This is a genomic window from uncultured Chloroflexus sp. (genome assembly GCF_938091255.1).
Taxonomy (GTDB): Bacteria; Chloroflexota; Chloroflexia; order Chloroflexales; family Chloroflexaceae; genus Chloroflexus.
In genome coordinates this window covers 11,701-29,594 of the sequence record NZ_CALLJH010000036.1, presented here as the reverse complement: position 1 = coordinate 29,594, position 17,894 = coordinate 11,701, and the positions used below count along the sequence as shown (strand labels likewise).

Here is a 17,894-nt window from a genome sequence, read left to right as displayed (position 1 = left end):
TAGCTGGAAGGCCTAGAGCCTGTTATGCACTGGCTTCGTGCTGCTGCTGCGCCGCTGGGTCGTTGAGCGAGGCGTCACCTAGATGGCGCGCGTTCGCCGGTTGGCACGCGATGATGAGCGGTTGCCGGAACCCTTGGCCGGAGTGCATGTGCTGGCCAGTGCGATGCTCAGGCGGAAGCGGTTCATTCCCGTTATGGTCGAACGTCCATAACAGGCTCTAAAGATGTGCGACACGTCAGCTCGCGCCGGCCAACGTAACGTCTCACCCATTCCCTGCATCTATACTTCATAAGAAAATGCTAATAGCACGACGGAGGAAGTTGCATGACGCGACGGGTAGTAGTTGTCGGTGGCGGCGCAGCCGGGATGAGCGCAGCGGCCAAGGCCAAGCGCACTGATCCAGCACTTGAGATTGTGGTCTACGAACGCTCTGGCTATGTGAGCTACGGGGCCTGTGGCTTTCCCTACGCAATCAAGGGTGAAATTGCGCGGCTAGAGGATGTCGTTGTGCGCACGCCGGCCCAGTTTGCCAAACAAGGCATTCAGGCCTTGATCCGACACGAGGTGCTCGAGATTGATCCCGTCCGGCAGACGGTGCGCGTGCGCGATCTGGAGGATGGCCGCGAGTTTGTCGATCACTGGGATGAGTTGGTGCTGACAACTGGCGGTCAGCCTGCTCGCCCACCGTTGCCCGGTCTCGATCTGCCCGGCGTGTTTGCGTTGCGGAATGTGGAAGAGGCACAGGCCATCAAAGCATGGTTGATCGAGCAGCGCCCGCGCACCGGTGTGATTATTGGTGGCGGCTACATTGGTCTTGAGATGGCTGAAGCGTTGGCGGCGCATGGACTGACGCTTACGCTGGTTGAACGGTTACCACAGGTGTTGCCCTCGTTCGATCTTGATGTTGCAACCCACGTTGCTGATGAACTTACCCGTCAGCATGTCGATCTCCGCTTGGGCCAGTCAGTGCAGGCCATTGTCGGTGATAAACGGGTGCGTGGTGTTATCGTTGGTGAACAGATGATCCCGACTGAGATGGTGATTCTGGCGGCAGGAGTTCGACCAAGCACGACACTGGCTCGAGCTGCTGGGATTGCCCTCGGCCCGACCGGTGCGGTCACGGTTGATGATCGTCAGCGAACGAACCTACTTCACGTGTGGGCGGCGGGTGATGTCGCTGAAGCCTTGCACCGCGTCACCGGCAAGCCAGCGTGGATTCCGCTTGGTACGACTGCTAACAAACAGGGTCGTGTGGCCGGTGAGAATCTCGCTGGCGGCAATGCTCGTTTTGGCGGGATTGTCGGCACGACCGTGGTGAAGGTGTTCGATCTAGAAGTAGCGATCAGCGGCCTTTCGCTGTCCCGTGCCCAAGCCGAAGGCTTCAACGCCACCGCGGTCAGCGCCACGGCCTCCTCGCGCGCGCACTACATGCCGGGCCACCAGCCGATTACGGTCACGCTGGTCTTCGATCAGACGACACGCCGACTGCTCGGCGGACAATTGGTTGGTCGCGAAGGTGTGGCAAAACGAATCGATACTGTCGCAGCCGCGTTACAGGCTGGCTGGACAATCGATGAATTTGCCGAGCTTGATCTTAGTTACGCGCCACCTTTCGCGCCGGTGTGGGATCCGTTGTTGGTTGCGGCGAACCTCGCTCGGCGATGAATGTACCCGCGTCCGTCGACCCCCTACGCATCCGTGCCGATCTGTTGCCGTTTGGGGAAGCGCGCGGTGCTGGCGGCGGCGGGGCATAGGCCACGGATGACCACGGATACCCGATCTGTGTCCATCCGTGGCCTATGCCCAATCCGTTCCTCTCTGTCTCCGTGTGCGCCACAACCCTATCGACCGCGCCCGTCGGGACCCCGACCGCAGAGCCGCACTACCGTGTGCTCTGCGTTTTCGGCAAAATAATCACCCTTTCCGACACACAAAGATGGTCTCTTGCGTCGGTAAACCCATCCACGCAATGTCTGCTTGATGTTGCACAATATCTTGGGCTGTCACCAGTGTGACGCTAAAGCCGGCCTGTTGCAAGCGCTGGACAACATCGCGCCCGTATACCCGCACGTGATCGAACTGCCCAAAATATCGCTCGCGGAGGATCGGATCGGTAATGCTGGGATCTTCAATCGTTTGCTTGCCCTTGATCGGCACCAGAATCACAGCGACGCCCGATGGTTTGAGTACACGATATAGCTCTCGCATTGCTTGTTCATCACGTGGTACATGTTCAAGCACATGACTACAGAGAATGCTATCGAATTCATTATCACGGAAAGGGAGGTTTATTATATCTACTCTTACCATCGTTGGTTGCGTCAAATCGACCGTGATATAGCGTAACGTTGGTACACGAGCGAGCCGCATTGCTAATCCCGGTTCCGGAGCAAAGTGCAGCATTGTCTGCGGCTCATAAGCTGTGAGTAAGCCGTGCCGCTTGAGGAAAAGCCATGTCAAGCGATGTCGCTGCAACGAGCGGCATACCGGACACCAACGGTGGTAGGGCCGATGCAGCGTGAGAAAACCGGATATGTGCGTCTCGCAGATCGGGCAGAACGCCTCCTGACCGGCAAAGAGTCGTTTACGTGCAGTGATTGGCAACCTAAATAAGGCATTGGCGACAACCAAATCGATCAGTCGGCGTGTCGGAGCCGGTGAGCGCATAGCAAGGCGCACTTGTAATGCGAATCTTCGCCAATGCCAAGCCATCCTGTGAAAGTGAACAGACATCATTGTAGGTCTTGTTTGACATAAAAATAACGCCGGAGCAATCGTTGTCCTGCTCCGGCACTCATAAAGCTTTGTCCACTTAAATCTGGTCGAGGTAATCCTTCAGCAGCTTGCCCAACCGGGGATGGCGCAACTTACGCAGCGCCTTGACTTCGATCTGACGCACCCGCTCGCGCGTCACACCAAACGCCTTGCCAACCTCTTCGAGCGTGCGTGGTTGGCCATCGGCCAAGCCATAACGCAACTCGAGCACTCGTCGCTCGCGTTCGCTAAGCTGGTCGAGTGCAGCGGCGATCTGCTGGCGCAGCATACCGCTTGCCGCGGCATCATCCGCATCGAGCGCATGGGGATCAGGGATAAAGTCGGCCAACGTGCTATCAGCCTCTTCCCCAACCGGTGTCGCCAATGATACCGGATCCTGCGCTGTCCGCCGCAACTCGCGCAGCTTTTCCTCGCTCATTCCCAGATGATTAGCCAACTCAGCGTCGGTCGGTTCACGCCCAAGCGACTGAGTCAACTGGCGGCGCGCGGCCTGAATCCGGTTCAGCGTTTCGCCGAGATGGACAGGCAAGCGCACCAGTCGCGATTGATCGGCTAACGCGCGCGACAGGGCCTGTTTGATCCACCATGTAGCATACGTGCTAAACTTATAACCTTTAGTGTGATCAAACTTCTCGATCGCGCGCAACAAGCCAAGGCTCCCTTCTTGGATCAGGTCGAGCAAGGGCAACCCACGGTCGCGATAACGTTTGGCGATGCTCACCACCAAACGCAGGTTCGCTGCCGCCATTTGTTGGCGCGCTTCTTCGCCTTGTGCCTTTAGCGCGCGCAAACGCTCCGCCTCTGGGCTATCGGGCGGAAGTGTCGCCAATTTTCGTTCAGCAGCTTGGCCGCGCTCGATTAACTGAGCGAGCCGCTTCTCCTGTTCGGCAGTGAGCAGCGGCACCTGCCCAATCTCGCGCAAATAGAGCCGCACACTATCGCTCAACAACGCATCTGATAACTCATCATCGAGCTCCAGATCCATTGTTGGCGGCGCCGGCAGATCATCGAGCGCCGGTTCCTCTCCATCTTGGACGGGGACACCGGCCTCGGCCAAGGCGGCATAGATACTGTCGATCAGCTCGATCGACTCGTCTGGGTTGGGAACCAGCCGCTGAATATCCTCGAATGTGACAAAGCCTCGCTGCCGTCCCTGCGCGATCAGGGCCTGCAGATCGGCTGCATTGATCGCAGGACTGGCGCGGTCGGTCTCGGGCTGGCTCTGCGTCATACTACTTCCTCGTCTGAGACCAAACGGGCACTGGCTACCGTGCGTTCTTTATTGTAGCACAAGCTGTTACCCGCGCAGGCCAAGGACCGAATGCGCAATCACGTTGCGCAAGATTTCCGAGGTGCCTTCACCGATAGTCAAGAGGCGTGTGTCGCGGTATAACCGTTCTACCGGGTATTCTTGGCTGTAGCCGTACCCGCCGAAAATCTGGATGGCATCGCGGCAGATCCGTTCCGAAGCTTCCGAGGCGAAGAGTTTGGCTATAGCCGCCTCGCGGGTATGCGGCTTGCCGGCATCTTTCAGCTTAGCTGCGCCATAGACCAGCGCGCGGGCGGCAGCGAGATCAACGGCCATATTCGCAATCATGTTGGCAACCGACTGGTGAGCGCCGATCGGCTTGCCAAACGCGGTGCGTTCACGGGCGTAAGCAACAGCAGCTTCATACGCCGCTTGTGCTAACCCAATTGCCATCGCGCCAATACCAATTCTGCCACCGTCGAGCACTTGTAAGAACTGGATAAACCCACGCCCCCGTTCACCCAGCAAATGTTCGCGCGGCACCCGCACATCGTCTAGCATCACCGCCGTGCTAACCGAGCCGCGCAAACCCATCTTCGGCTCGTGCTTGCCGAAGCTCAAGCCCGGTGTGCCGCGCGGCACAATGATCGCCGAAATCCCCTTCTTGCCTAGATCGGGATCAGTTACTGCCGTTACAATGATGTGGCCGGCCAGCGGCGCATTGGTAATCCACATCTTTTGGCCGTTGATGACCCACTCGTCACCCACTAGGCGGGCGGTCGTGCGGGTAGCACCGGCATCCGAACCGGCATGCGGTTCGGTGAGGCCAAACGCGGCCAGATACTCGCCTTTGGCTGCCGGTGTCAAAAATCGGCGCTTTTGCTCTTCGGTGCCGAACATCGCGATCGGCGCGCTGCCCAAACCGATGTGGGCTGCGTAGGCCAATGCCGTACTGCCACAGCAACGCGCCACTTCTTCGATCGCGATCGCTGTGCTGACGCTATCGGCCCCAGCCCCGCCGTACTCTTCAGGAAAGGGCAACCCCATCAGGCCAAGTTGTGCCATCTTCGCAAACGTCTCGTGCGGGAAGGCGCTGTGCTCGTCAACGTAGCGTGCCTTGGGGGCGATCTCTTTCTCGGCGAATTCGCGCACCGTCTGGCGAATAAATTCCTGTTCGGGCGTCAGTTCAATCTCCATATCGAGCCTCTTTGCTAAAGATGCTTATCCGTGCGTTGCTTGCGACTCGGCTTCAAAGCTCATCACCGGCACGCCTTCCATCGTCTCGGCGATCAGATTATCCACCACTGCTTTCAAATCGTTGGTCTCGGCAAAGACGCGCAATTGGCGGTCGGCGCTGGTACCCTGATCAACAATTGTGAGCAGGTATTCGACTTCTTTGCGCGAGCCGAGCATGTCAACCACATCGTCAACCAGCTCGACAATTTCATGCACGAGCGCCTTGGCCTCAACCTCTTTGCGCTTGCCGAAATCGATCAGTTTGCCGTCGAGACCCCAGCGTTGCGCGCGCCATTTGTTCTCGTTGATCAAGGCGCGCCGGTAGACGCGGAAGGTGGTGTTGTTTTCAAACATGGTGTAAAACTTGACGATCAGCGCCTGCATCGTTGCAGCCAACGCCAGACACTCCTCGACCTTGGTGGCGATGTCGCAAACCCGGAATTCAAGCGTTCCAAAGAACGGATGCGGGCGTAGATCCCACCAAATCTTCTTGCCGTTGTCGATACAGCCGGTGTTGATCAACAACTGGACATACCGCTCAAATTCGCTGGCCGAATGGAACGTCGGCGGGATGCCGGTGCGCGGGAAGGTGCTAAAGATCACGCTGCGGTACGACTTGAAACCGGTATTGCGGCCCATCCAGAATGGCGATGAGGTGCTGAGCGACAGCAAGTGCGGGCAGATGTAGCGCGCGACATTCATCAATTCAATCGCCACCTCGTTGTTCGGCATACCGACGTGGCAATGCATGCCGAAGATAAGCAATTGCAATGCGGCATCTTGCATCTCACCCACGACCATATGGTACCGTTCGTCGGGCGTGATCTCTTGCTGCATCCACGACGAAAAGGGATGGGTGCCGGCAGCGACGATGCGCAGATTGTGACGGGCTGCTAGTCCGGCGATTGCGCCGCGCAGACGGGTGATCTCTGCCCGCGCTTCGCTGATAGTGCGGCAAGGGCGGGTGCCGACTTCGACGATACTTTGGTGCATTTCGGGCTTGATCTGCTCACGCAGGATCGTGCGTCCCGGTTCGAGGATCTGAGTAATGTAGCTCCGTAACTCGCGGGTTTCAGGATCGACGATTTGGTATTCCTCTTCGATCCCGATCGTAAACGCAAAATCGGCATCGTTGGGGTTGTAGACGCTCACCGCACACTCCTCGCTGATGGTTGGGATTGGTTTGTCACCGGTATGTTGTATTATATCGTGTCTTGGTGCTGTGTGGGGCAAGCAATAGGAAGGTGTGAAGTGCGACAGTCTCACTGCCACACTTCACGGTTGTATGTTGGCCTTAGTGGCCGTCCGCCGCCGCCAGCGTTCGCGCAGCAAGGCGATCGTATTCCGCTGGTAGTAGAGCCATTCCACTAACAGCACGCCCAGCGCCGCCAATGCCAGCCAGCGCCACATCTCTTGGCGACCATCGCGCTCACGGGCAACCGTGCTCTGCGCGCCGCTAAGCTGCGGGATGGTTAGATCACGTTGCGGCGTGATCTGCGATTCATTGGGAGCAAAGAGATTGACGGCAAAGCGACGACTGGCGATGACTTCGTTGCCGCGCCGTTCTTCGAGCGTGTAGACACCGGGTCGATCGGTTTCGGTGTAGAAGGTTTGGTTCGCCTGTACCTGCACCTGCCCATCGCGTGAGCTAGCGACCCGGCCATCGGGCCGGATGACCCGTACCTCTTCGATCGTGCTATCAACCGGCGCCACAATCGGTTGGCCGGTTGTCAGTTGCACGCTGCTCACCGGCAAGAGGTACTCGATCATATTCGAGAGCAAGATTGGGAAGGCAATATTGAGCGGTAAATCTGACAAGTGCAGATCGAACGCCAACACCACAATTCGCCGGCCTTCGCGCTCACCGGCCAGCAAGAGCGGGCCGCCATCGCTATCGACGATCACCCGCGCCCATTGGCCGGGTACGATGCGCGGCGCACGGAGAATATTGATGTCGTTGAGCCGCACATTGCGCAAGAGCGGATCTTCCAGCGCCGCCGGGCGGATCAGCGGAAAGTCAAATTCACCGGTGATCGAGAAGAGTTCGGTGCTACGCAGCGGGCCAATGAAGAGCAGATTGCCGGGGGGCAGCTCGGTGGGAACTACCCCATCAAAGATGGTCAGCGGCACTTCGGCAGCGCTTTCGGTAAATGTCAGGGTCGTCGTCGGCACGCGCGTCACCTCAAGACCGGGTAGCAGCGCAAGGCCGGTTTCGAGAAAGCGATTGCCGTCGCTCACTAACCGCACCTTCACAATCTCGCGTTGCGGGCTAACTGCGTAGGCCCGATCATCCACCGGCAACGCATCGCCATGTTCATCAAGGCGCGCCTCGACTACTGCTACGGTTGCCGGAATCGCCTCGATCCAACTTCGTTCACGACCCGGATCGATCGTCAAATCCACTGCATTTGAAAGAACACCATCGTAATAGAGTGAGAGCCGGCGAGTGACAGGGCTGCTGCCATAATTGATCGCCTGCACGAACAGGTTCTGCTCGAAGGGGCCGGGTTGAAGTGCAATCGCGTTAATCGCCACATTGTCGGATGAACGGCCAATCGGGAAGTAACGCACCCGCGCCGGTACCCGCAACCCGTCGGGTAGGATCACATTCCCGTCGGAAATAATCGCCACGTCGCTGTCAGGTTCGCGGGCAGCCAATGCTGAAGCTAGCGTTAACGCTTGGGTGAGATCGGATTGGCCGCTGTAGCTCGGTTGAATGCGCTCGATCACGCGCCGTAGCTCGCGCCGGTCGCTTGAGGAGGCGATTGGCGCTTCCATCTGGCCGCCAATGGTGATGATTGTCGCCCGCCCGTTATCCGGTAGTTGATCGATCAGCGCTAGCGCCTGCCGGCGCGCCGCCTCTAACCGGTTCGGCGATTCGTCGGTAGCGAGCATACTGATCGAGCGGTCGAAAATAATGATCAGGTTCGCGCCGCTAATACCGGTGACGGGCAGGAAAGGCCGGGCCAAGGCCAGCACCAACAATAGCATGAGCAGCAGTTGCAAAAACAGCAGTACATTACGGCGCAACTTCTGCCACGGCGCATTCGCTTCGATATCGCGCACCATGCGCTGCCAGAGAAAGGTTGATGAGACGACTTGCTCTTCGCGGCGCAACTTGAGCAAATACATCGCCACGATCAGCGGGCCGACAATTGCTGCGCCAAGCAACGCTAATGGAGCAAGGAATGACATACTCGTGTACCCATCTGTAGAGACAGAGCGTCGCTCTATCCCTAAGAGACGTTAAATGGTTGTTCACCACGCACAATCAAATCACGCAATTCGGCAATCGCCGCGCGCAACGCCGCATCGGTATCCGGTTCAGCTAACGCCAACCCGCGCGCTTCATACTCTGCTAGATCGGTAATCTCGACACACTGGCGATCGGCGCTCACGATCACATCGATCTCTAAATCTTCCGTCTCGATCACATCATCATCGATCCGGGCCGGGCGAGCAAGGTTGCAATACCATCCCCGCGTCACACCATCGGGCCGTTGGGCGCGAAAGATGTTATACCAGCGGTTGGTGTAGAACGTTTCGATCATCACATCCCCCGGCTCGATGCTAAACAGACCGAGATCGACCCGCCCTAACCGCCACTCGGCCTGTACCGTCACGCTCTGCGCATCGCGCGCTAGCACGGTTGCTTGATAGCGGATAATCTGGCCGCGCCTTGGTTTGATCAACCGCACTTCGATCATCGGATTACACCGGCCCGGCGCAATTGGCCAAACACGAAATCTTCGATCGGTTCAGCAGTATTCACCGGCACATAGCGCATGCCCCGCCCGCTACAAAATGCCTCAATCTCGCTTTGCCATGCGCGCAATGACTCGCGGTAACGTTGCAATACATCGAGATCGGCACTAATTTCTACCGCTGGTCCCCCCTCGCTATCAATCAGACGAATATCACCCTCAATCGGCGGATCAATCTCTTGCGGCGCGAGCACGTGCATCACGGTAATCTCGAATGGGCGCGAACTTAATGCGCGCAGAGCATCGCGCCAACCCGGATCAAACAGATCAGAACAGAGCAAGAGCGGGCCGGCACTACGCGCAGTCTGAATATAGTTGCGACAGAACTGGGTCAGGTTAGCGCTACTGCCGGCTTCGAGCCGCTGCAAGAACTCAAATAGCGCCACTGCGCCGCGTTTGCCGCGAATCCCGCTCACCGCCGCCGGTCGCCCGCCAAACGCAGTCACGTTAACCCGATCAAGGTTGCTAAGCGCAATATAGCCAAATGCCGCCGCAATCTGACGCGCATAGTGCAGCTTTTCCGGCTCGCCCCACGCCATACTGCGACTGGTGTCAACCAGCAGGTGAACGTTGAGTTCTTCTTCGGCCACAAACAGCTTCAGGTAGAACCGTTCAGCGCGGGCGTAAAGGTTCCAGTCGATCTGGCGAATATCATCGCCGGTTGTGTACGGGCGAAAATCGGCAAATTCGACCGACGAGCCGCGTTTTGGGCTGCGCCGCTCGCCTTGGAGATCACCGGCCATTGCGCGCCGGGTTTGCAGTGCCAACCGATCGAGCTTGCGTAGGAAAGTGGCTGTGAGCAACGGCTCGGCCATCACTCCTCCTTGACCGCTTCCAGTACGCCCTTGACCACCTCGTCAGCACTGATCCCTTCAGCCTGCGCTTCAAAGTTGAGCACAACCCGGTGGCGTAGCGCCGGTAAGGCTGCCAAGCGAATATCGCCAAACGAGACGTTATAGCGCCCATCTAGCAATGCTAAAATCTTGCCGGCCAGAATCAAGGTCTGCATCCCGCGCGGCGACGCGCCATAACGCACATACTGTTTGGTCACCGCCGGCGCATCTTTGCCTTCAGGATGGGTGGCCGTGATCAGCCGGGCCGTGTAGGCCAGCACATGGCTGGCGATTGGCACTGTGCGCGCCAGCTCTTGCATCTGGATGATAGTCTGCCCATCGGCGACGTGACGAGCTACTGGCTGGCGAGCGCCGGTCGTGCGTTGAGCAATCTCGACCAGTTCGGCTGCTGTTGGGAAAGCGACGTGGATCTTGAAGAAGAAGCGATCGAGCTGCGCTTCCGGCAGCGGGTACGTCCCCTCCATCTCCAGCGGATTTTGGGTTGCCAAGACGAAGAAGGGACGGGGTAGCTGATGGATCGTCTTGGCGACGGTCACTGTGCGCTCTTGCATTGCTTCGAGCAACGCCGACTGGGTCTTCGGCGTAGCACGGTTGATCTCATCGGCCAGCACTAAGTTGGCGAAAATCGGCCCCGGCTCAAAGCGGAACGACTTATGGCCATGGGCGTCCTCACTGATCAGCGTGGTGCCGACAATATCCGCCGGCATCAAATCGGGCGTAAACTGGATGCGCGAGAACTTGCAGTCGATCACATCGGCCAAGGTGCGCACCAGCGTAGTCTTCGCCAAGCCGGGTACGCCTTCGAGCAGCGCATTCCCGCCGGCGAGCAGCGTAATAATCACCTGCCGGATCAGTTCGTGCTGGCCGACAATCACTTGCGCGACTTCGGCTTCGATTTGTTGCGCGCGTTGCCGAAACTCTTCCGGCGTCATGGCGATCGCAGCTTCCGAAGCAGCGGTCATGCTGATGTCCTCCTCGTATGGATGTAAGGTAGCGTCAAACGTTTTAGGCAAGCAGACACCGGTAGCGAGCGCCTAGCTTGCTACGGTTCTAGCCGCGAGAAGTATTCGCGGACGAGATTTTGTAAGTAAATCGGTACGCTGCCGCGATCGATCGCTTCCGTCGCCGTGCGCTGGTATTCAGGAAACACCTGCTCGTAAGGAATGACCGACGGATTATTCAACCCACCCTGCTGCCCTTGACCCGGACGCACCTCGCTGCTGCCGCTGCTGCCCTGCTGGCCGGCGATAAAATCAGGATCACCGGTTTGGCCGGAGGGCCGGAAGGGTTGGTACACCAATCCATCGTTGCGCCCTTGCCCCTGTTGCGAACTTGGCCGATTCGGATCGACATTGCCCGGCGCATTACTCTGTTGTTGGCCGAGATTGTCAGCAGTCGAGCCACCGCCTTGCCCGGGTTGGCCTTGCTGGCTTTGCCCGGGTTGGCCTTGTTGCCCTTGTTGCCCTTGCTGGCCTTGCCCTTGGCCTTGTTGAGCCTGCCCCTGTCCTTGCTGACCTTGCCCTTGGCCTTGTTGAGACTGTCCTTGCCCCTGCTGGGCCTGCTGGCCTTGGCCGGGTTGGCCGGCCTGCGCAATTTGTTGGCGAGCCGCTTGGGTATTGTTAAGCGCCTGTTGCACTGCGCGCTGGTTAGCAATAGCTGCTTGGGCATTCTGCACCTGTTGGCCAGCCTGTTGCAATGCCTCGGCAGCCGCTTGGGTGTCGCCGCGTTCGAGGGCTTGTGCTGCATCTTGCAAAGCCTGCGCGGTGGCGCGATCCGCCGACGCGAGTTGCGCAGCCTGTTGAGCCAGTTCTTGGGCTAACGCCTCACGCTCTGCGGCGCTCATCTGATCGAGGCTGGCCGCCAAGTTCTCAAGTTGTTGACGCAACTGGTCAAGCGTTGGGCGGGGCGAAGTCGGGTTATTAGAGAGCTGTTCCAATCGGCGCGCCAACTGTTCCAGCGCCGCTTGGCGCACGTCGGTTTGCGGATTAAGCTGTTGGCGCAGGCGCATTTCGGCCTGCGCTAGATCGGCCAGCGCCTCTTGGCGATCACCGGGGTTGCGGGCTAATTCAGCTTGCAATTGGCGCAGGATCGCCTCTAATTCCGCCCGTTGTTCGGGCGTGAGATCATCACGCGCGGCCAACTCTTGTTCTAATTCCGCCAATTGCTGATTGACCTGTTCGATCATCTCGGCGACCGCGGCGCGCTCGGCCAAGATCTGGTTCATCGGGTTGGGCAGCGTCAGTAACGCAACCGTCACCAGCGCCGGCAGCAGCGCCAATAGCAATGGCTGGCGCGGCACCACGATCGGGATCTGGCGCGGATGGAGCTGCAACGCTAGCGCGCTCGCGTCAGCCTGTTGGTAAGGAGCGAGCGGCGTATCCGCGCCGGTCTCATACAATTCAATCGCCGTCGAGAGCCGTTCGCGCAGGTTGAGGATGCGGTCAACCCGCTGTGCAGCCCGGCGCGGCGGTAGTGGCCGGAATGCGCTGACGCCGACGATGGCTACAAACCACAACGCGATCGGTACCAACACCCACCATAGCAAATGAGGCACCGGCGTCATCCAGCCGATGGCAGCCACCAGTGCGCTACCGGTTAGCGCCATCCATAGGGTGCGGCTTGCCAGTACAATGCCATCGCTCAGGCGCAGTTTGATGCTCAGCGGGCGCAACTGCCGGCGCAATAGCTGATACGTTGAAGGGTTTATCGCCTGCGTCATCGCCAATCCTTCCTATATCGGTGGTAAGAGTATCGTACCACACTATGGATGACGCTGCCAGACCCGCGCCGGTTCCGGGGAATAGTCACAGCAAAACGCACATCGTTGGGTGCTGCTGATGGGGCACCAACGCTGATAGCGCATTGCCCCACCGGTAGCAGTATGATGTGCCACTTGGCTTAGAAGGGAAAAGCTAGACCTGCGCCGCACGTTATCGGTTTCACTGCGCCGGTTTGCAGCTAATCTTTGCGCCAGACATGCCGCTCAACCACCTGCCGCACCAATTCACCACGCTCCCAAATCTCAACCACACGCTGGCTGATGATTGTGGTCGTCACACTGATCGGTTCAGCGACAGGCGTGATCGCGCTCTGGGGAACGGTGGTGATCGGCGCAACCGGCGCCGGCGTCCCCATCCGGCGGCGCAGCCATGCCTTGCCAACTTCGACTGCCAGCGTGGCCGCACCGAGCGCCAGCGCAGCGCCGATCTGGCGCATCTGCGCCGGCGAGAGTGACAAGGTGCGGGGAGCCAAGGCGCTCGGTTCGCGTGGGGCCAACGCATCATTACCCGTGAGCGCTGCGCCGCACGCGCCGCAGTACCGGTTCTCAAGCGGGTTGCCATGGCGACAGGCCGGACAAATCCGTTCCACCATAACGCTCACCTCCAACCATTGATGCTGATGCCTTCTAGTATAGCAATGCGCTCCCTGTGTACACAGCAGAGCTGTACCGTTACACCTGATACGCCTATGCCTCGATGTTGCGCTTGGCTTTGCGCGGCGCTTGGGCCGCTGGCACAAACCGTGCCAAAATCACGCCAACCTCATAAAGCAGATACATCGGCAACGCCAGCAACATCAGATTCACCGGATCGCCGGTCGGAGTAATAAACGCCGCGATGATCACGACCACTACCAGCGCATAGCGCCGGTAGCTTGCCAATTGCTTAGCGGTGGTGACATTCAGATACGCGAGCACGTAGATAATGATCGGCAATTCAAACACCACGCCGTTGATTAACAACAACATCGATACCGTCTCGAGGAAATCAGACAGCGTCGGTTGGGTTTGGATCAGCGGCGAGTCGGAAAAGCCGATCAGGAACTGAATGGCGACGGGTGTGGTAACAAACCAGCCGAAGGCAATCCCGGCAAGGAAGAAAAAGGTCACAAAGGGCAAGGCGCGGTAGATCAGCCGCCGTTCGCTGTCGGTCAGACCCGGCACAATAAAGGCCAGCAGTTGGTAAACGATTACCGGCATCGCCAGAATCACGCCAACCAATAACGCCACCTTCATGTAGCTGGTGAACTGCTCGGTGGTGCCGACTGACTGGATTGGGGCGAAGCGGTCGTTGATCGGGGCAAAGGTCAAGATAAGGATATCGATCAGTTTGATCGGGCCTTGGGGCCACACTGCGATAAATCCAAACACCATGCCGATCAGCACGCCGATGCCGGCCTTGACGATCCGGCTACGTAGCTCGATCAAGTGCTCGATCAGCGTCATCGACGTCTCATCGGCTTGGCCTGCTTTGGCCGGTTTGGTAGTCATGGCGTGACAGTCTCCTCAGAAACGGGTGCCGGCGCGACGGTCGGTTGCCAGTGTTGATCCAACAAGCCGCGCGCCTGCAACTGCAAGACAATCGACTGGAGTTCAGCCGCCAACCCATTCAGCCGGGCCAGTAGTTCACTGATCTCGGCAGGCGTGACCGGTTCCGCAGCGTTTTGGGCAGGTGCGGTCGCCGCCGGAGCTGCCACATCAGCAAAGAGCATCCGATCTTCATCGGTAATGGGTTGGGCAACACCACCGTCGTTGGTGACCGGCTCGACGGGCATTGCTGCCGGTATAGGCGCTTGTGCCGGTGGGCGGATCGTTGGTTGCGCTGGCGGCGCTGCATCAGGTGGAGGTAAAGTTGGCTGAGCGGCTGGCAAGGCCTCGTTCAGTGTGGTTTGCACCTGCTCGCCAACGGCTTTTACCTCATCGACCATCGCTTGGACATCGTTACGCACATCGAGCTGGTTGCGCGTCCGCACTAATTCATCGCGCAATTGGGCGATCTCGCGCTCAAACTCGTTGCGCATCTCGTTAATCATTTGCAGTTCAGGCGACTGTTGCTGCCACGCAAGAAATTTCGCCACCTGCTTACCGGCGAAGCGCCCCAATTCTGGCAACCGTTCTGGGCCAAAGAGCACGAGCGCGAGACCGGCGATGAGAATCAGTTCAGGCAGATGAACGTTGAAGATCTCCATACAACTCCGCAGTTTGCCGGTGATACCATGCTACTACTATCTTACCACAGCGCGCGGTTTGTGCGGAGGGTGTAAGCGCCGACGCTGCTCATCTGGGGCAATGACCCGCAAACAAACAACGGCGGGTCGTTTTACCCGCCGCGTATCCTTGCCTTACAATCCGAAATCAACTCACTGCTACTCGTTGCTCTGATGGGTTTCGAGGTATTTCAGCGCATCGGCGACCGTCTGGATCTTCTCCGCCTCTTCGTCGGGGATCTCGACGCCGAATTCTTCCTCAATCGACATAATCAGCTCAACTAAATCGAGCGAGTCTGCATTCAGATCCTTCGTAAACGACGCGCTCGGCACCACTTGCGCCTCATCAACGCCGAGCTGATCCACGATAATCTTGCGCAGGCGCTCCTCCATCTCAGGCGAAGCCATACTGGTTGTGTTCCTTCCTTTCAAAGACGGCTATTCCCCATCGTCGCGCTCGGCAAGGTAGCGAATAACTACCGTGCCGAGCACGCCGTTTACAAACCGGCTGGAATTATCACTGCCGAACTGTTTGGCCAGTTCGACCGCCTCATTAATCACTGCCTTCATCGGCGTCCGCTCAATATCATCAATGAGCAGCTCAAACAGAGCGATCCGCAGCACCGCCTTATCAACGCCGGGCATCTGAGCAACCGGCCAGTTCGGTGCCGCTTCTTCGATAATCCGGTCGAGATACGAACGGTGCTCCCATGCGCCAAAGACGAGGCGGCGCAAGAACTCGGCGCTCTCAGGCGGCATTGGTTCATCGGCAAGCCGGCGTTCGAGCACCTGATCAATCGCGTGATCGGTTTCATCAACTTCAAACAGGATCTGCAAGGCTGCGATCCGCACTCGATGCCGCTGACTGGCCAATCTCGCCCTCCCCATACGCATCCCGCCACTGGCCTATGCCGGATTGAGTGACTCCTTCCACTGGCGCAGCAGTTCGGCCACATATCCAGTGTGAATCCGTCCCGCCCGGAAATCCGGATCATCGATCAACGCCAATTGGAACGGGATGGTTGTTTTGATCCCAGTAATCACACACTCATTGAGTGCTCGCCGCATCCGGTTCAGAGCTTCATCGCGAGTATCGCCGAACGTAATAATTTTTGCCAGCAACGAGTCGTAGTTACCGGGAGGCGCGTACCCTGAGTAGAGGTGCGAATCAACTCGTACTCCGGGGCCGCCGGGTGGTAGATAAAATTCCACTTCGCCGCTGGCCGGCAAAAAGTCACGCTCCGGATCCTCGGCGTTAATCCGGCACTCAATCGCGTGCCGCGCTATTGTAATGTCTTCCTGCCGCAGCGTCAAGCGTTCGCCACTGGCGATCAGCAACTGCCAGCGCACCAAATCGACGCCAGTCACCTGTTCGGTCACCGGGTGCTCGACTTGGATGCGCGTGTTCATCTCGATGAAATAGTAATTCCCCTGCTCATCGAGCAGAAATTCGAGCGTGCCGGCATTGACATAACCAATTGACTGGATACCGCGCACCGCATCGGCGCCCATACGGGCGCGCAATTCTGGCGTAACAACCGGCGATGGCGCTTCCTCAACGATCTTTTGGTGGCGGCGTTGGGCCGAACAGTCGCGTTCGCCGAGGTGGATCGCGTGGCCGTACTGGTCAGCCAGCACCTGAATCTCGACGTGGCGCACGCGGGTGAGGTACTTTTCCAGCAGCAGCGCGCCGTTGCCGAAGGCGGCCTCGGCTTCAGCGCGAGCGGTGGGGTAGGCACGTTGCAAATCGGCTTCATCATACGCCACGCGCATACCGCGCCCACCACCACCACCAGACGGCTTGAGTAATACCGGATAGCCGATCTGGCGGGCAATATCGATCGCCTCTTCGAATGAACGAATCTCGCCATCGGAGCCGGGGACGGTAGGCACTCCCGCTTTGCGCATCGTCTCCCGACCAATCGCTTTGTCACCCATCAAGCGGATCGGCTCAGGCGGCGGTCCGATGAAGATCAGATTGCAGTCAGCGCACATCTCAGCAAAATACGGGTTTTCCGAGAGAAAGCCGTAACCGGGATGCACTGCATCACAGCCTGAGATTAGCGCCGCACTAATCAACGCTGGCGCGTTGAGGTACGATTTCGCCGGTGGCGGTGGCCCGATACAAACTGCTTCATCTGCCAGTCGTACTGCCAACGAATCACGGTCGGCAGTACTGTACGCCGCAACGGTACGAATACCCAACTCCTGACAAGCCCGAATGATACGCACGGCAATTTCGCCGCGGTTAGCCACTAACACTTTGCGAATCATCAGGACATCACCATCCCGCCGTCGATTGTCAGCGTTTGCCCGCTGATATATGCGCCGGCATCAGAGGCCAGAAAACAGATTAATCCCGCCACTTCAGCCGGCTGGCCGAACCGGCCGAGGGGGATCGTTGCCAAAATGGCTTTGCGCGTCTCTTCGTTGAGGGCATCGGTCATCTCAGTCTCGATAAAGCCGGGAGCAATTGCATTGACGGTAATACCACGGCTTGCCATCTCGCGCGCAGTCGATTTAGTAAAGCCGATGATTCCCGCCTTGGCCGCAGCGTAGTTCGCTTGGCCGGCATTGCCAATCAACCCAATCACCGAGGTGATATTGATAATCCGGCCGAAGCGCTGCTTGGTCATCGGGCGCAGCACCGCGCGAGTACAGAGAAAGGCACCGCGCAGATTGGTTGCGATCACCTCATCGAAATCGCTCTCCTTCATTCGCAAGAGCAGATTGTCGCGGGTGATGCCGGCATTGTTGACCAGAATATCGATCCGACCAAACTGTTCCAATGTTGTTTTCACCAAATGCTCGACATCAGCCGGTTGGCTCACATCACCCTGCACGGTTATCGCTTTGCCGCCGGCAGCAGTGATAGCCGCCACGGTTGCCGCGGCCGCCGCAGCATTGCCACGGTAATTGACCACGACCGTCGCCCCGCTGGCTGCCAACCGTTCGGCGGTAGCGCGGCCAATCCCGCGGCTGCCGCCGGTGACAATCGCAACCCGCCCGCTCAGATCAAGCAGCATGCTC

The 17,894-nt window shown here is 58.5% G+C and carries 18 protein-coding genes; 2 read left to right on the top strand and 16 right to left on the bottom strand.

Annotated elements, in window-relative coordinates; translation table 11 throughout:
* The first annotated feature begins 82 nt into the window (after positions 1 to 82).
* Positions 83 to 211, top strand: coding sequence for a hypothetical protein (locus Q1A00_RS12935; protein ID WP_298405448.1), 129 nt, complete (start codon positions 83 to 85; stop codon positions 209 to 211).
* Positions 212 to 324: 113 nt separating this feature from the next.
* Positions 325 to 1,665, top strand: coding sequence for an FAD-dependent oxidoreductase (locus Q1A00_RS12930; RefSeq protein WP_298405451.1), 1,341 nt, complete (start codon positions 325 to 327; stop codon positions 1,663 to 1,665).
* A 249-nt stretch (positions 1,666 to 1,914) separates the two neighbouring features.
* Here the strand turns inward: Q1A00_RS12930 and Q1A00_RS12925 are convergent, their stop codons facing one another.
* From Q1A00_RS12925 to fabG, 16 genes are all read right to left on the bottom strand, one after another.
* A complete protein-coding gene (locus Q1A00_RS12925; protein WP_298405454.1) occupies positions 1,915 to 2,403 on the bottom strand; it encodes a class I SAM-dependent methyltransferase in 489 nt (162 codons plus the stop codon).
* Between the two features lie 409 nt (positions 2,404 to 2,812).
* On the bottom strand, positions 2,813 to 4,006 hold the full coding sequence (gene rpoD, locus Q1A00_RS12920) for an RNA polymerase sigma factor RpoD (protein WP_298405457.1): 1,194 nt from the start codon (positions 4,004 to 4,006) through the stop codon (positions 2,813 to 2,815).
* 66 nt (positions 4,007 to 4,072) lie between these two features.
* Positions 4,073 to 5,221, bottom strand: coding sequence for an acyl-CoA dehydrogenase (locus tag Q1A00_RS12915; protein WP_298490651.1), 1,149 nt, complete (start codon positions 5,219 to 5,221; stop codon positions 4,073 to 4,075).
* 24 nt (positions 5,222 to 5,245) lie between these two features.
* Positions 5,246 to 6,412: a carboxylate-amine ligase gene (locus tag Q1A00_RS12910; protein WP_298405461.1), complete on the bottom strand. Its 1,167-nt coding sequence runs from the start codon at positions 6,410 to 6,412 to the stop codon at positions 5,246 to 5,248.
* A 123-nt stretch (positions 6,413 to 6,535) separates the two neighbouring features.
* Positions 6,536 to 8,455 (bottom strand): VWA domain-containing protein, encoded by a 1,920-nt coding sequence (locus Q1A00_RS12905; RefSeq protein ID WP_298405463.1) that lies wholly within the window; start codon positions 8,453 to 8,455, stop codon positions 6,536 to 6,538.
* A gap of 41 nt (positions 8,456 to 8,496) precedes the next feature.
* Entirely contained in the window at positions 8,497 to 8,967 is a 471-nt protein-coding gene (locus Q1A00_RS12900) for a DUF402 domain-containing protein (protein ID WP_298405465.1), read from the bottom strand.
* Positions 8,964 to 9,839: a DUF58 domain-containing protein gene (locus Q1A00_RS12895; protein WP_298405467.1), complete on the bottom strand. Its 876-nt coding sequence runs from the start codon at positions 9,837 to 9,839 to the stop codon at positions 8,964 to 8,966. Before Q1A00_RS12895 ends, Q1A00_RS12900 begins: the two co-directional genes overlap by 4 nt.
* Positions 9,839 to 10,840 carry a MoxR family ATPase gene (locus Q1A00_RS12890; RefSeq protein ID WP_298405470.1) on the bottom strand — a complete coding sequence of 334 codons (1,002 nt, stop codon included), beginning with the start codon at positions 10,838 to 10,840 and terminating at the stop codon, positions 9,839 to 9,841. The genes Q1A00_RS12895 and Q1A00_RS12890 overlap by 1 nt, the downstream gene beginning before the upstream one ends.
* 80 nt (positions 10,841 to 10,920) lie before the next feature.
* A complete protein-coding gene (locus Q1A00_RS12885; protein WP_299757195.1) occupies positions 10,921 to 12,597 on the bottom strand; it encodes a hypothetical protein in 1,677 nt (558 codons plus the stop codon).
* Positions 12,598 to 12,836: 239 nt separating this feature from the next.
* Positions 12,837 to 13,250: a zinc ribbon domain-containing protein gene (locus Q1A00_RS12880; RefSeq protein ID WP_298405991.1), complete on the bottom strand. Its 414-nt coding sequence runs from the start codon at positions 13,248 to 13,250 to the stop codon at positions 12,837 to 12,839.
* A gap of 94 nt (positions 13,251 to 13,344) precedes the next feature.
* The gene (gene tatC / locus Q1A00_RS12875) at positions 13,345 to 14,148 is read right to left on the bottom strand and encodes a twin-arginine translocase subunit TatC (protein ID WP_298405989.1); all 804 of its coding nucleotides are present in this window, start codon (positions 14,146 to 14,148) and stop codon (positions 13,345 to 13,347) included.
* Positions 14,145 to 14,846, bottom strand: coding sequence for a twin-arginine translocase TatA/TatE family subunit (locus Q1A00_RS12870; protein WP_298490653.1), 702 nt, complete (start codon positions 14,844 to 14,846; stop codon positions 14,145 to 14,147). Before Q1A00_RS12870 ends, tatC begins: the two co-directional genes overlap by 4 nt.
* 177 nt (positions 14,847 to 15,023) lie before the next feature.
* A complete protein-coding gene (locus Q1A00_RS12865) occupies positions 15,024 to 15,272 on the bottom strand; it encodes an acyl carrier protein (RefSeq protein WP_066785478.1) in 249 nt (82 codons plus the stop codon).
* Positions 15,273 to 15,302: 30 nt separating this feature from the next.
* Positions 15,303 to 15,752 (bottom strand): transcription antitermination factor NusB, encoded by a 450-nt coding sequence (gene nusB / locus Q1A00_RS12860; RefSeq protein ID WP_298405984.1) that lies wholly within the window; start codon positions 15,750 to 15,752, stop codon positions 15,303 to 15,305.
* An 18-nt stretch (positions 15,753 to 15,770) separates the two neighbouring features.
* Positions 15,771 to 17,138 (bottom strand): acetyl-CoA carboxylase biotin carboxylase subunit, encoded by a 1,368-nt coding sequence (gene accC, locus Q1A00_RS12855; protein ID WP_298405983.1) that lies wholly within the window; start codon positions 17,136 to 17,138, stop codon positions 15,771 to 15,773.
* Positions 17,138 to 17,890, bottom strand: a complete 753-nt coding sequence (gene fabG / locus Q1A00_RS12850; RefSeq protein WP_298405981.1) for a 3-oxoacyl-[acyl-carrier-protein] reductase — start codon at positions 17,888 to 17,890, stop codon at positions 17,138 to 17,140. The genes accC and fabG overlap by 1 nt, the downstream gene beginning before the upstream one ends.
* Positions 17,891 to 17,894: the final 4 nt, after the last annotated feature.

Coding starts and splice junctions, on each gene's coding strand:
- Q1A00_RS12935 (WP_298405448.1), top strand. CDS start 83: ATGGCGCGCGTTCGCCGGTTGGCACGCGATGATGAGCGGTTGCCGGAA.
- Q1A00_RS12930 (WP_298405451.1), top strand. CDS start 325: ATGACGCGACGGGTAGTAGTTGTCGGTGGCGGCGCAGCCGGGATGAGC.
- Q1A00_RS12925 (WP_298405454.1), bottom strand. CDS start 2,403: ATGCTGCACTTTGCTCCGGAACCGGGATTAGCAATGCGGCTCGCTCGT.
- rpoD (WP_298405457.1), bottom strand. CDS start 4,006: ATGACGCAGAGCCAGCCCGAGACCGACCGCGCCAGTCCTGCGATCAAT.
- Q1A00_RS12915 (WP_298490651.1), bottom strand. CDS start 5,221: ATGGAGATTGAACTGACGCCCGAACAGGAATTTATTCGCCAGACGGTG.
- Q1A00_RS12905 (WP_298405463.1), bottom strand. CDS start 8,455: ATGTCATTCCTTGCTCCATTAGCGTTGCTTGGCGCAGCAATTGTCGGC.
- Q1A00_RS12900 (WP_298405465.1), bottom strand. CDS start 8,967: ATGATCGAAGTGCGGTTGATCAAACCAAGGCGCGGCCAGATTATCCGC.
- Q1A00_RS12895 (WP_298405467.1), bottom strand. CDS start 9,839: ATGGCCGAGCCGTTGCTCACAGCCACTTTCCTACGCAAGCTCGATCGG.
- Q1A00_RS12890 (WP_298405470.1), bottom strand. CDS start 10,840: ATGACCGCTGCTTCGGAAGCTGCGATCGCCATGACGCCGGAAGAGTTT.
- Q1A00_RS12885 (WP_299757195.1), bottom strand. CDS start 12,597: ATGACGCAGGCGATAAACCCTTCAACGTATCAGCTATTGCGCCGGCAG.
- Q1A00_RS12880 (WP_298405991.1), bottom strand. CDS start 13,250: ATGGTGGAACGGATTTGTCCGGCCTGTCGCCATGGCAACCCGCTTGAG.
- tatC (WP_298405989.1), bottom strand. CDS start 14,148: ATGACTACCAAACCGGCCAAAGCAGGCCAAGCCGATGAGACGTCGATG.
- Q1A00_RS12870 (WP_298490653.1), bottom strand. CDS start 14,846: ATGGAGATCTTCAACGTTCATCTGCCTGAACTGATTCTCATCGCCGGT.
- Q1A00_RS12865 (WP_066785478.1), bottom strand. CDS start 15,272: ATGGCTTCGCCTGAGATGGAGGAGCGCCTGCGCAAGATTATCGTGGAT.
- nusB (WP_298405984.1), bottom strand. CDS start 15,752: ATGGGGAGGGCGAGATTGGCCAGTCAGCGGCATCGAGTGCGGATCGCA.
- accC (WP_298405983.1), bottom strand. CDS start 17,138: ATGATTCGCAAAGTGTTAGTGGCTAACCGCGGCGAAATTGCCGTGCGT.
- fabG (WP_298405981.1), bottom strand. CDS start 17,890: ATGCTGCTTGATCTGAGCGGGCGGGTTGCGATTGTCACCGGCGGCAGC.